Source organism: Paraburkholderia aspalathi (genome assembly GCF_900116445.1).
GTDB lineage: Bacteria > Pseudomonadota > Gammaproteobacteria > Burkholderiales > Burkholderiaceae > Paraburkholderia > Paraburkholderia aspalathi.
Map to the genome: position 1 here is coordinate 238922 of NZ_FPBH01000010.1, position 12767 is coordinate 251688.

At 64.6% G+C, this 12767-nt stretch carries 12 protein-coding genes; 5 read left to right on the plus strand and 7 right to left on the minus strand.

All coding sequences use genetic code 11. The features are described from left to right. Window positions 1-66: 66 nt before the first annotated feature. A complete protein-coding gene (clpP, locus tag BM438_RS17940; protein ID WP_093635730.1) occupies window positions 67-723 on the minus strand; it encodes an ATP-dependent Clp endopeptidase proteolytic subunit ClpP in 657 nt (218 codons plus the stop codon). Window positions 724-924: 201 nt separating this feature from the next. Between clpP and BM438_RS17945 the strand changes: the two genes are divergently transcribed. Next, a complete protein-coding gene (locus tag BM438_RS17945; protein ID WP_093635732.1) occupies window positions 925-1899 on the plus strand; it encodes a sigma-70 family RNA polymerase sigma factor in 975 nt (324 codons plus the stop codon). Here BM438_RS17945 and BM438_RS17950 read toward each other — a convergent pair. The 3 genes from BM438_RS17950 to BM438_RS17960 all read right to left on the minus strand — a co-directional run bounded on the left by BM438_RS17950 (window position 1855) and on the right by BM438_RS17960 (window position 6397). Beyond that, the gene (locus tag BM438_RS17950; RefSeq protein ID WP_093635764.1) at window positions 1855-3129 is read right to left on the minus strand and encodes an EAL domain-containing protein; all 1275 of its coding nucleotides are present in this window, start codon (window positions 3127-3129) and stop codon (window positions 1855-1857) included. The genes BM438_RS17945 and BM438_RS17950 overlap by 45 nt on opposite strands. Before the next feature lie 283 nt (window positions 3130-3412). Then, complete coding sequence (gene mdtD / locus BM438_RS17955) at window positions 3413-4873, minus strand: multidrug transporter subunit MdtD (protein ID WP_093635734.1); 1461 nt, start codon at window positions 4871-4873, stop codon at window positions 3413-3415. 105 nt (window positions 4874-4978) lie between these two features. Further along, complete coding sequence (locus BM438_RS17960; protein ID WP_093635736.1) at window positions 4979-6397, minus strand: aminotransferase-like domain-containing protein; 1419 nt, start codon at window positions 6395-6397, stop codon at window positions 4979-4981. A gap of 190 nt (window positions 6398-6587) precedes the next feature. Between BM438_RS17960 and BM438_RS17965 the strand changes: the two genes are divergently transcribed. Continuing rightward, complete coding sequence (locus tag BM438_RS17965; RefSeq protein ID WP_054043580.1) at window positions 6588-6893, plus strand: DUF2917 domain-containing protein; 306 nt, start codon at window positions 6588-6590, stop codon at window positions 6891-6893. A 92-nt stretch (window positions 6894-6985) separates the two neighbouring features. Here BM438_RS17965 and BM438_RS17970 read toward each other — a convergent pair whose 3' ends face one another. Then, window positions 6986-8221 (minus strand): citrate/2-methylcitrate synthase, encoded by a 1236-nt coding sequence (locus BM438_RS17970; RefSeq protein WP_093635738.1) that lies wholly within the window; start codon window positions 8219-8221, stop codon window positions 6986-6988. 134 nt (window positions 8222-8355) lie between these two features. On the opposite strand from BM438_RS17970, the gene BM438_RS17975 reads away from it, so the two are divergent. Next, window positions 8356-9747, plus strand: a complete 1392-nt coding sequence (locus BM438_RS17975; protein ID WP_093635766.1) for a CoA transferase — start codon at window positions 8356-8358, stop codon at window positions 9745-9747. A 36-nt stretch (window positions 9748-9783) separates the two neighbouring features. On the opposite strand, the gene BM438_RS17980 is transcribed toward BM438_RS17975, so the two are convergent. Continuing rightward, window positions 9784-10530 (minus strand): GntR family transcriptional regulator, encoded by a 747-nt coding sequence (locus BM438_RS17980; protein ID WP_093635740.1) that lies wholly within the window; start codon window positions 10528-10530, stop codon window positions 9784-9786. Window positions 10531-10734: 204 nt separating this feature from the next. On the opposite strand from BM438_RS17980, the gene BM438_RS17985 reads away from it, so the two are divergent. Further along, a complete protein-coding gene (locus tag BM438_RS17985; RefSeq protein ID WP_093635742.1) occupies window positions 10735-11580 on the plus strand; it encodes an aldo/keto reductase in 846 nt (281 codons plus the stop codon). Between the two features lie 80 nt (window positions 11581-11660). Here the strand turns inward: BM438_RS17985 and BM438_RS17990 are convergent, their stop codons facing one another. Further along, the gene (locus tag BM438_RS17990; RefSeq protein WP_093635744.1) at window positions 11661-12143 is read right to left on the minus strand and encodes a hypothetical protein; all 483 of its coding nucleotides are present in this window, start codon (window positions 12141-12143) and stop codon (window positions 11661-11663) included. Between the two features lie 321 nt (window positions 12144-12464). On the opposite strand from BM438_RS17990, the gene BM438_RS45885 reads away from it, so the two are divergent. Continuing rightward, window positions 12465-12767 (plus strand): hypothetical protein (locus tag BM438_RS45885; protein WP_208620674.1); only part of this gene is annotated, 303 nt, incomplete at its 3' end.

A 12767-nucleotide genomic window follows, 5' to 3' on the forward strand; every position in this document is an offset into this window, starting at 1 on the left:
CGCACCGATAGGAACGGCAAAAACCGGCCGGGGCGAGGACGTTTCTGGCGGTGCGGCCGTGCCGCGCTACATGTCACGGTGACGAGCCAAGTCGCCTGGATTGCCAAGCGCCGCGCGTGTTTCCAGCACCTCGTCGACGAGGCCGTAATCCTTCGCGCCTTGAGCCGACATGAAGTTGTCACGGTCGGTGTCGCGCACGATCTCCTCGATGCTGCGCCCGGTGCGCTCGGCCATCATCGCGTTGAGACGTTCGCGCAGGTAGAGCACCTCTTTCGCCTGGATCTCGACGTCGGCAGCGGTGCCCTGGCTGCCGCCCGACGGCTGGTGAATCATGATGCGCGCGTTCGGCAGCGCGTACCGCTTGCCGCGCTGGCCGGCGGTCAGCAAAAACGTGCCCATGCTGGCGGCAAAGCCGGTGCACAAGGTCGACACCTCGGGCTTGATGAATTGCATCGTGTCATAGATGGCGAGGCCGTCATATACCGAGCCGCCCGGCGAATTGATGTAAAAAGAAATATCCTTGTCGGGATTCTCGGATTCCAGAAACAGCAATTGAGCGACGATCACACTGGCTGACTGTTCGTTCACCGGACCTACCAGAAAGACGATGCGCTCGCGCAGCAGACGCGAATAGATGTCATAGGCGCGCTCGCCGCGGCCGGATTGCTCGATCACGGTGGGCACGAGGCCGAGGCCGGTGATGGACGGATAGCTGGAATGCATGTTTGCCTCGTTTCAGGTGGCGCGTTGCCGGTAGCCGGGAGCGGTGGCCGATTCGAACAACCACGCCCCCGTTGCGTTGGTTGTTGCCTGTATGACGTGAGGAAGGGCGGCGGCGTGACAGGAATATTTTTTCGGTGGGCTGTCACATCGGCGGGAGTCCGGGCGTCAAGGTAAAAAGGATGTAGATCAGGAGGTTCAGGCATGACGGAACAAGGAATCGACAAGGCATCCAGCTTCGAGGCCGTGCGTGCCCGCCTGCTAGCGCTGGCGTACCGCATGCTCGGCAGCCGCGCCGAAGCGGAAGACGTGGTGCAGGACGTCTGGCTCAAGTGGCATCTCGCCGATACGCAAGAGGTGCAGACACCGGCCGCCTGGCTCACCACGATCACCACGCGCGCGGCGATTGACCGGCTGCGTCACGTGCAGCGCGAACGCGCGTCACAGGCTGCCGGCTGGCTGCCGGAGCCCTGGCTCGACGAGGTGGCGCCGTCGGCGGAGGAATTGGCCTTGCGTGCAGCGGAGATGTCGTACGGCGTGATGCTTCTGCTCGAGCGTCTGAAGCCGGATGAGCGGGCGGCATTCGTGCTGCACGAAGCGTTCGATTGCGACTACGCGGCGATTGCGAAAATCCTCGACCGCACGCCGGCCAGTTGCCGGCAGATTGTCCATCGGGCCAAGGCGCGGTTGCAGCGTGCGGGCGCGCCGCTGGAACGACCGGATCCCGCCGCGCATGCACGGATCGTGGAACGCTTGCGCACCGCGCTGGAGGCGCAGGATCGGGCGGCCTTGTTACGGCTCTTTAGCGATGCGCCGGAAGTCGTCAGCGACGCGCCGGTGTGCACGCAGGAACTGGGGCCAGTGGCCTGGATGGAGACGGTGACAGCGCTCGCGTATCAGGCGAGCCATGCAGAGGTGGTGTCGGTCGAAGGCGCAATGTGTATTGCGTTGCTCTTCGAAGGCGAGGTTGTGGGGGTGATCGACGTGTCCACGCTAAATCAGGCGGACGGCTCGACGAAGATCGTCGCCTTGCGCGCCGCCACCAGCGCGGCGCGTTTGCAGGCAGCCAACCGCTTGCTGGGCCGCGCGGCCGTCATGAAGCTCCTCGCGCGGATCCAGCGGAACGCCCTTGCCTCAATTACGATGCGCAGCGACTTCCCAGTTGATGTCAACGCATAGCACCTGGGTGCCGTGCGGCGTATGCGCGGCGATCGAGGCCGTTACGCACAGGTGTGCTTCGTTGATCGAGAGGTAGGGCGGCGTGAGGTGCACCTGGCCTGGCACGCGCATGGCCTGAATGAAGTACGGCCGGCGTTCCCAGCTCGCGCCTTCCGAATGCAGCAATGGCCGGAAGCGCTTGGCGCGTTGCGAAGCGCGTCCCGCCGGCAGCACGTTGTCGCCGATCTGCCGGCCCGAACCGTCGAGCACAAAACAGCGTGCCGTTTCGCCGAGCGTGAGCAGCGTCGCGGTCGCCTGGGTTACCGATTCCCCGGCCACGAGTTGGGCCGCCGCCGTTTCCAGCGCCGTGACATAGGGTGCGAGCCGTGCTGACTGTGCGCGTTCGCGTGTGGCAACCCGTTCGCGTAGTGCCGCGGAGAGCGAGTCCATCAGGCCGGCCGCCGCTTGCGGTTTGACCGGCTCGACGCTCGGGCCCGCGAAGTACGCGCCCTGCACGAAGTCGACGTTGCATTCGAGTGCGATCAGCGCATCGCGCTCGGTGCTCAGGCCGCCCATCAGCACCAGTTGGCCGGATTCGTGCAGCAGCGAGACGAGGCCCGGCAGCACGCGTTCGATATGCGAGTGTTCGCTCGCTTGCGCAAGAATGCAGCGGTCGAGCGTGACGATGTCCGGACGCAGATTCCACACGCGGTCGATGTTCGAATGCTTGGCGCCAAAGCCGTCCAGCGCGATCAGGAAGCCGGACTTGCGCAGCGCGTCGATGATTTCGGCGAAGCGCGTGGTTTCACCGCCGGCCTGTTCGGATACTTCCAGCACCACCCGCTGCGGCGGCAAGCCCAGCGCCTTGAGGCCGGCGAGCAGTGCGTCGCCGTAACTGGTGTCCATCAGTGCGGCCGGGTGCAGGCTCAGAAAAAGCCATTCGTCGTGGCTGTCGAATGCGTTGAAGTTGCCCAGATGCAGCGATTCGGCGAGCCGCCCGAGTTCCAGCAGGTCGCCGCGCCGTGCCGCCTGCGTGAAAACCTCGTGTGACGGCACCTGCAGCGCATGTTCGTCGTGTGCGCGCAGCGAAGCGTGATAACCGATCGCACGCCGGTGCGACACCGAAAAAACCGGCTGGAACACGCTGAAAACCGTGTAGCCGCCGTACAGGACGGTGCGCCGGGAGCCTTCGTCGCCCGCCATCGGGCGCGGCGGCTGGAAGCCGGGAGGATCGAGTTCGATCATGCTCATCATGTCAGTCGTGTGGAAGTGGCGGCGCGCTTCTCATGCTCGGCACGAGTGGGCACGCGCAAAAATGTGAGTTTACAGGATAGGCTAGCAAGAACTATGCGCGTGCGGAAACACTCTGCGCGCGCCCGCTTGCCGCTGTCAGTACGGCGATTGTGCGCTAGCGCGGGCGCGAAGGCGATGATTCGCACTTCGGTGGTGCGGCCCGCGCCCCTTTGCGGGTCGGCGACGGGGCGCGGCGGTTAGCGGCGGGTAGGGGCAACGCCACTGCAGCCTGGCGCAAAACTCAGGTCCGTTCCGAAGGATCGGTCTTCTTCGCGGGCGTCCGGATGTCCGGCGAAAGTTGAGCGAAGATCCACGACGAGCCGGCGGTGATGATGCCGACACACAGGAACGTCGCGTGGAACGCGGGCAGCGAATTGGCGGCGGTCACGCGCGGCAGGAGGCCGGTGAAGGTCGCGAGCAACGCGCCGGCAACGGTCACGCCGAGGCTCATCGATAGCATCTGCACGAGCGAGAACAGGCTGTTGCCGCTGCTCGCGCCGCCGGTGCCGAGATCCTTGAGCGTCAGTGTGTTCATCGCGGTGAACTGCATCGAGTTGACCGCGCCGAAGAACGCCAGTTGCACGAGCCGCAGCCACAGCGGCTGGCTGGCTGAAGTGAGCGCGAAGCTTGCCATGGTCAGGCCCACCAGCACCGTATTGACGATCAGCACGCGCCGGTAGCTGTATTTGACAATCAGTGTGGTGACGAGGCGCTTGGCCGCCATGCCCGCAGCCGCCACCGGCAGCATCATCATGCCGGCTTCGAAGGCGCTATAGCCGAGACTCACCTGCAGGAGCAGAGGAATCAGATACGGCATCGCGCCGCTGCCGATCCGCGCGAACAGATTGCCGAGCAACCCGACGCTGAAGGTGTGGATCTTGAACAGGTCGAGCGGGAAGATCGGTGCGGGCTCGCGTACGGCGTGCAAACCGTAGGCGACAAAGCAGGCGAGGCTCAGGATTAGCAGCACCAACACGGTGGCGTGCTGGATGCCAAACTCCGTGCGGCCGTCGAGCGCGAATGAGATCGCCACCATGCCGAAAATCAGCAGCAGATAGCCCTTCAAATCGAACTTGCCGGTGTGCTCGTTGCGGCTATCCGGCATGAAGATGAAGGTGGCGATGCAACCCACGATCCCCACTGGCACGTTGATCAGAAAGATCCAGTGCCACGAAGCGATTTTCACGAGCCAGCCGCCGAGCGTCGGGCCGATCAGCGGTCCGATCAGTCCTGGAATCGCCACGAACGACAAAGCCGGCAAATAGCGTTCAGCCGGGAAGGTACGCAGCACCGCGAGCCGCCCGACCGGCAGCAGCATCGCCCCGCCCACACCTTGCACGATGCGGTAGATCACCAGTTGATTCAGGGTATGCGCGTTGGCGCACAGCAGCGAGCCGACCGCGAACACGAGGATCGCGCTGAAGAACACGCGCCGCGTGCCGAGTTTGTCGGCGAGCCAGCCGGACACTGGAATCATCACCGCCATCGTCAGCGAGTACGCGATCACCACCGATTGCATGCGCAACGGCAACTCGCCGAGGCTTGTCGCCATCGCGGGGAGCGCGGTGTTGACGATCGTGGAGTCGAGCGTCTGCATGAAGAAGCCGGTGGCGACGAGCCACAGCATCACGGTGAGCGAGCGGGCCGAGGGGCCTGAAGTGGCGGCGGGGGCTGAGGCGGGCAGGGTCGGCGGCGTGGACATGGAAGGCGGCTAGGCGCGCAGGGACGGGCTGGGACTCGCTATTCTAGGGAAAAGCGTGGCCCGGCGCAGCGGATATGCGCTCAGCGCGAAGACAAGATGATGAGGTCAGTCCGAGGGAGGCAACGCCACAGCAGCACGGAAAAATGCCTGGGCGCGCGGGTCATTGCCGAACGCGGCGTGAATCCTGGTCCACGGGCTCATTTCCATGTTCGGCCGGAAATAGCTGCCAGGCGCCACGGTCACGCCGAGCGGTGCGCCGCATGCCACCAGCCGTTCGGCGTTACCGACGTGCGGCACACGCGCCCACACGAACTTGCCGCCGACAGGCTTTTCGAACAGCTCCCAGCCGGCGTCTTCGAGTGTTTGAATGGTTGAGCCGAGCGCGTCGCGCATGCGGCGGCGTAGCCGTTCCAGATACTTGCGGTACGCGCCGCGCTCCAGCAACGTAGCGGCGACCGCTTCGGCAAAGCGTGAACCGCCGATGCTCGTCAGCATCTTGATGTCGACGAGATCCTTGATGATTGCGTGGCTCGCTACCACGCAGCCGATCCGCAACGACGACGACAGCGTCTTCGACAAGCCACCCACGTAAATCACGTGTTCGAGCTGGTCGAGGGTGGCGAGACGATCGGTGACGTCGGACTGGAAGTCGGCGTAGATGTCGTCTTCAATGATCGTGAAACCGTGTTCGCGCGCCAGTTGCAGCAGCCGGAATGCCACCGGCGGCGCGACCGTGGTGCCGGTCGGATTGTGGAACACCGTGTTGATGAACATCAGCTTCGGCCGATTCACTTGCAACTGCGCCTGCAGCACATCGAGATCGGGACCGTTGCGGGTGCGCGGGATGCCGATCAGCTTCACGCCGTGCAGCTTCAGCAGACCGTTCAGGTTGTAGTAGCCGGGGTCCTCCACGAATATCGTGTCCCCGGCTTTGAGCATGTAGCGCATCAGCAGATCGAGTGCCTGGCTCGCGCCATTGGTGATCAGAATCTGCGAGGCGTCCGCCTGAATCCCCAATTGAGCAATACGACCTTGCAGATGTTCACGCAAGGTCAGATTGCCGAGCGGGAGCGCGTAATCGACCATGCTCGCGCTATCGGTGCGCGACACGTGGCGGATCGCTTGCGCGAGGCTCTCCGTGTCGCGCCACGCATCAGGGATGAAGCCGCTGCCAAGCTTGAGCGTCTCACTCTGGTAGTTGAACTGCTGGAGGATGTGCCCCGATTCGTCCTCGGCGCGGCGCGGGTCCGAGGTGCCCTGGCATTGCGCGCTTGGCGGCTGGCGGTCGGCGACATAGAAGCCCGAGCCGTGCCGCGAGTCGACGTAGCCGAGCGACACCAGCCGGTCGTAAGCCTCGATCACGGGAAACCGGCTCACGCCGTAGTCGGCGGCGAACTGGCGGATCGACGGCAGCTTGGAGCCGGGGTGAGCGGTGCGCGAACGAATCCAGGCGGTGACGCCCGTGACGATCTGTTCGGTGAGTGGTACGCCGGTTTCCCGATTGAGTTGGATTTCGAGTTTCATACGGTGCTTTTCCTTCGCCGAGCCTTCGGTGCGGCGTGCGCTGCACGTCCCTATGAAGCGCGATTGCCGTCAACTGTCCGTTTTTTCGACTGAACAGTTCCGATGAAAGTGTTCGGAACTGTGCATGGGTATCTGATGATCGCACGTCAATAATCAATACAACAGGAAAGTTCTTTGAAGGAGAACAGCGATGCGTGAAGTCCGGATTTTCGAAATGGAACATGACGAGCCTGCGGCGGCCTGGCGTGTCGCGCGTCCGTCGGTCTTCAAGGTGATCTCGGGTGAGATCTGGTTGACGGTCGAAGGCGAAAACGGCGATCACTGGCTGGCAACGGGGCAATCGATCGAGTTGCCGCGCGGTGCGCTGGCGTGGGTCAGCGCAGGGCGGGCCGGTGCGCGTTTCGCGCTGGCTAGCGGGTCGGAGCGCGCTGTAACACGGCCGTTGAGCGGTTCGCCGATGCTGAACTGGCTGCCGCGCTGGTTCGGTGTGGCGTGACGGAGTGAGGTGGCTGCGGCAATTGCTTCAGCCGCTGTAACCACTGCGGCTGATGCGGCCACGAATGTGCACCGCGTCTGCTGCGCGGCCGGTTAAGGCCGCGCCTCAATCTCCCCGATATAGCGCGCGCGTGGCCGGATCAACCGGCCGTCGCGCGTTTGCTCCATTGCGTGAGCAATCCAGCCGACCACCCTGCCGACCGCGAACAGCGTGAACGCGGCGCCGGCCGGCAGGCCGAGCACCCGTTCGATGGCCACGAGCGCGAAGTCGACGGTCGGCTCCGCGCCGGTCGTGTCACGCACCGTGCGCGCGATCGCCTGCACTTCGCCTAGCGGCGAACGGCCCGGTGCGCAGTCAGCGAGCATCTCGAGCAGCAGACGCGCGCGCGGATCGCCGTCCGGATAAAGCGGATGACCGAAGCCCGACAGCACTGGCCCATGCGCGCCGTGCTCGTGGCGGGCGAGCCGGTTCGCCAGATAGCGGTCGAGGTCGGGGGCGCGTGACGCTTCATCGAGGAGCGCGGCAATCCGTACCGTTTCGCCGCCATGTCGCGGGCCGGCCAAGGCAGCCAGACCGCCGGCCACGGCGCCGAACAGATGCGTCCCCGTCGACGTGATGCAGCGAACCGTGAAAGTCGAAGCATTCAGTTCATGATCCGCGCAGGCCACCAACGCCGCGCGCAGCAGCCCCGCCTGCTGACGGTTGCGTATGTTCCACGCCGACGCCAATTGCTTGTGCAGCGGTTCGTTCGACGGCGCCGCCGAGACCATCGCGGCGGCCAGCAAGCGCATGACCGCGCAGGCGGTATCGAGTTGCGCGTCGCGGCCGAGCGCCCATACCCGCGGCATTTGCGCGGCGGCGGCCGGCAGCAGCACGAGCGCGCGGTCGAGCGGCGTGCTGTCGCTCCAGAGCTTGAGCCACGCGGCCCACTGCGCGGCGGCGAAGGGGACGGCCGGTGCATCGGCGATACGCCTCGCACTGCATTCCCACAACAACGCCGCGATATCCTCGAGGGATGCCGTGCGCGCCAGTTCCATGGCGTCGTGCCCGCGATACAGCAGGCGGCCGTCGGCCACCAGCGTGATCGACGATTCGAGCACCGGTACGCCCCAGTCCAACACCTTTTGCGCGACCTTGCCGGCGCGCTTGCCGTCTTCCTTGCGCCGGGCGAGCCGCCGTACTTCGCCGGCGTCGTAGAGCCGGTGTTTGCCTTGCGCATCCGGCGATGAACTCAGCATACCGCGGCTGACATACGCATACAGCGTAGGCAGGCTGATGCCGAGCGTAGCGGCGGCTTCGGCAGCGGTGAGGGAATGGGAGGGCGGCATGGAAACGCGTAGAAACCGAAGAAATCAATATATATTGATTATCATAATCAAGATTGATTGCAGCAAGGCGAAATTCTAGACTCGGTTCACTTTCTTCCTGTCCCAACTCGAACGAGATGAACGATATGAGCACCATGACGCCTGAACTCGCACTCAAACATATCTGGATGACCGCGCAATGCGACCCGACTGCGCTGCGCTCCGTCTCGCTTCCCGGCACCGACCCAGGCTTGCCGTCGGTCTATCGGGTCGGCGCGTTGGCGCAGGCGACCATCGCCGCGAGCGGCCTTGCAGCTGCCGAATACCATCGCTTGCGCACGGGGCGCCGGCAACACGTCACCGTAGAGATGCGGCGCGCGCTGGCCTCGTTTCGCAGCGAGCGCTATCTGCGTATCGACGACGGTCCGCCACCCGCTTTGCGCGATCCGGTGATGGGTTTCTACGCGACGCGCGACGGCCGCTGGATTCAACTGCACACAAACTTTCCGCATCATCTCGAAGGCGTGCTGAAGGTGCTCGGCTGCGCGAACGATCGCGCGGCGGTGGCCGAGGCGATTCGCGGCTGGGATGGCGCGACGCTTGACCAGACGCTCGCCGACGCCGGTTTGTGCGCGGCATTGATTCGCACGCCCGACGAGTGGGCTGCGCTCGATCAGGCGAAAGCGATTGCGGGGCTGCCCTTGTTCGAGATCGAGCGCATTGGCGATGCGCCGGTCGAGCCGCCGCGCGAGGCAGGCGCGGAGCGGCCGCTGGCGGGCGTGCGGGTGCTGGATTTGTCGCGCATCATTGCGGGGCCGGTGGCGGGACGCGCGCTCGCGCAGCATGGCGCCGAGGTCTTGATGGTCAACGGTCCGCACTTGCCGAACATTGCGCCGCTGGTGATCGACAATGGGCGCGGCAAGCGCTCGGCTGTGATCGATTTGCGCGATGCAACTGGCCGGGAAACGTTAAATGGCCTCGTTAGCGACGCCGACGTGTTTTTGCAGGCGTATCGGCCAGGGGCGCTCACGGCGCGCGGGTTCGGTCCCGAGGAACTGGCGCGAGTGCGGCCGGGGATCGTCTATGTCTCGGTTTGCGCTTATGGGCACAAAGGACCATGGGCTGCGCGGCGCGGCTTCGATAGTCTGGTGCAGTCCGCGAGTGGAATTGCTTTTACGGAGCGCGAGGCGGCGGGATGGGACGAGCCGAAGCATCTGCCTTGTCAGGCGTTGGATCACGCGACGGGATATCTGGCTGCGTTCGGCGCAATGGCCGCATTGGCGCGGCGAGCCACCGAAGGCGGAAGCTGGCACGTGAGGGTGTCGCTCGCGCAGACCGGACGGTGGTTGCAATCCTTCGGATTGCTTCCCGACGGCTGGAAGGCGCCCGACGTTTCGATCGACGATGTGCGGGATTGTCTGGGAAGCGTGCAGTCGGCGTTCGGGCGAGTGCTGGGCGTTCTACCGGCTGAGCGTCTTGAGGAGACGCCTGCGCGCTTTGACTTGCCGCCGGCTCGGATAGGGGCGCATGAGGCGAAATGGGCGTGAAGGCGTTGCGATTGCCCCGAAGGACAAACGCCGCGCTTACTTCCTCAACTCCGCCACGAAATCATAGTAATCGTTGCGGCAGTAGGTATCGGTCAGCTCGATCGCCCGCTGATCCGCCGTGTACCCGACGCGCGTGATCAGCAACAGCGCCTCGTTAGGGGCAATGCTCATCTGCTGCGCGATCTCGTCGTTCGCGTTCACCGCGCGAAAATGCTGCAGCGCGCGCACAATCGTCAGTCCGCGATTTTCCAGGTACGTGTACAACGAATCGCCAATTGCCTGAGGATCGGGAATCACCGCGGCAGGGAAGGTGGAATTCTCCACCGCCATCACGATGCCGTCCGCGAGACGCAAACGGCGCAGCCGGGTTACGGCTGCCGCCGGCGACAAGCCCAGTTGAATCACCTCATCGCGGTTAGCGGGCGAAATTTCTCGCGACAACCACTTCGAACTCGGCGTAAAACCGCGTCGCCGAAGCATTTCGCTGAAACTCGACAGACGCGATAGCGGATCTTCATAGCGTGGCGTGATGAAGCTGCCCGCGCCTTGAGTGCGGCGGATCAATCCCTGTTCGACCAGCAGGGCAATGGCTTTGCGCGAGGTGATCCGCGATACGCCGAGCGCTTCGGACAGCACGCGCTCAGAGGGCAGCGCTTCGCCCGCGTTCCAACGGTTTTCGTGAATCGCACTGCCGAGCTTGCGAGCGAGTTGCAGATACAGCGGCGTGTCGTTTTCCGGGTCCGGGCGCAGGTCGCGCCAGCGGTCTTCCGAGGCAGAGGTCATGGGGCTCACGCAAGAAGGGCAAGCGGCAATTCTAAGACATCGGCGCGCTCCGTTATAGCGGGCTTTTGCCTGGTGCCCGATCCGATGCTCGTGCAACCGCTAAACTCGTCCCTACGATTTGCGTATCATGCACCGCGGATTCGCCTGCGCCGCCGCATCGACATGAACGCGTTGCCCTATGTTTAGCCACTTCGAGGAGAAAGCATGACGACCGATATCGCAAGCGTGAGCCTGCCCGACGGCGAGCGTATTCCGAAACTGGGGCAGGGCACCTGGGAGATGGGTGAACAGCCGGCGCGGCGTGCCTCGGAACTCGCCGCGCTGCGCTGCGGCATCGAATTGGGCATGACGCTGATCGACACGGCGGAAATGTACGGCGACGGCGCCACGGAATCGCTTCTCGGCGAAGCGCTGGCGGGGCTGCGCGATCAGGTCTTTCTCGTCAGCAAGGTGTATCCGCATAACGCCAGCCGGCGCGGCGTGATCGCGGCCTGCGAGCAGAGCCTCAAGCGCCTGAAAACCGATCGGCTCGATCTGTATCTGCTGCATTGGCGCGGCTCGGTGCCGCTCGCGGAAACCGTCCAGGCATTCGAGGCGTTACGCAGCGCGGGCAAGATTCGCCACTGGGGCGTCAGCAACTTCGATACCGACGATATGGACGAGCTCGTCGCCACGCCGGGCGGCGAGACGTGCGCGACAAATCAGATTCTCTACAACGTGGCGCGCCGTGGGCCGGAATTCGACCTGTTGCCGTGGCTTGCCGCGCGCAACATGCCGGGGATGGCATACAGTCCGGTCGATCATGCGCGCCTGCCGAAACGCTCGCCGCTCGACGATATTGCCGACGCACGCGGCGTCTCGGTGTTTCAGGTGGCGCTTGCGTGGGTCTTGCAAAAGCCCGGCGTGTTCGCGATTCCGAAAGCGGGCCGCGTCGAGCATGTGCGCGACAACTATCGGGCGTCGCAACTACAACTCGACGCGCACGAACTCGCTGCTATCGACACTTACTTCAAACCGCCGCGCAGCAAGCGGCCACTCGAAATGCTGTGAGCGCAGTAGCGGCCGTCAGCGAACTGCAGCCGGCCATGGAGCCGGCGCTTATGGCGCTGCGGCTCGCTGCGCGGGCGTTATCAATTGCAACTGTGGTGCATGTGCACGGAACCCAGAACGGCGACTTCAGCGGGCGTGTGCTTGAGCGAGTCTTCGTTGACCTGGGCGGCATCGGCAATGAATTCGTCGACGATCGACGACACCTGCGTATTGCGCAGACACAGCGACACACGCTGCGTTTCGTTGGGCGGCAGCGACGCGCGCTGACCGAGGAACAGCACGCCGTACTGATAGCCGTGGATGATGCCGCGGATCGCGCCGACGCATTGACCTTGCGCGACGTTATCGTTTTTTAGCTTGCAGGTTTGCGCGAGCGAATAGGCGGAGAAGGTGGGATCGACCGGCGGGGCGGCTTGCGACAGGGTTTGCGGCTGTGGCTGAGTCGACGTAGCCGGTGTTTGCGCCGAAGTTTGCGCATTAGCGAGCGATGCGAGGCCCAGAGCGGCGACCATCAGCAGGCCGGTGGCCGTGCGCGCCATGGTGTGGGGGACGTTTCGTTGCATGTTGTGGTGCCCTCATATCGAACGTTGAATCTGATATGAGGCAATCGCTTCGGTTTGGTTCCGGTCACGCGCGACACGATCGATTGTTTTAGTTTTAAACGTGTGCAAGAGCGGAACTGCCTGTCAGCGTTTCGAGGCCTTGCGTGCTGTTTTGCCGGGCCGCCTGCGGGTGTTGCCAACATCGACCGGCTTCGGGCGGTGACGCTCGACCGGGGGATCGAGACATCACCGCCGCTGCCGGGGGACTGCGAACGGCATACGCATGTCGTTAGCGACGGGTAGGGCGCGGGGGCCCCCTACCCGGGAAACAGGCGACTGTCAGTGCCCGTTTCCTCCGCCATTGCCACCATTGCCGCCGCCACCCTTGCCTCCGTGACCGCCGCCGGAGCCTCCGCCAAAGCCGCCGCCGAACCCGCCACCGAAGCCTCCGCCAAAACCACCACCGGGGCCGCCTTTACCACCGCCGAACCCGCCGCCGGGGCCGCCACCGCAACCGCAGCCGCCGCTCCCGCTGCTGCCGCCACTGCTTCCGCCACCGCCGCTGCTGCCACCGCCGCTGCTGCCACCGCCGCTGCTGCCACCGCCGCTGCTGCCGCCACCGCTGCTGCCACCGCCGCTGCTGCC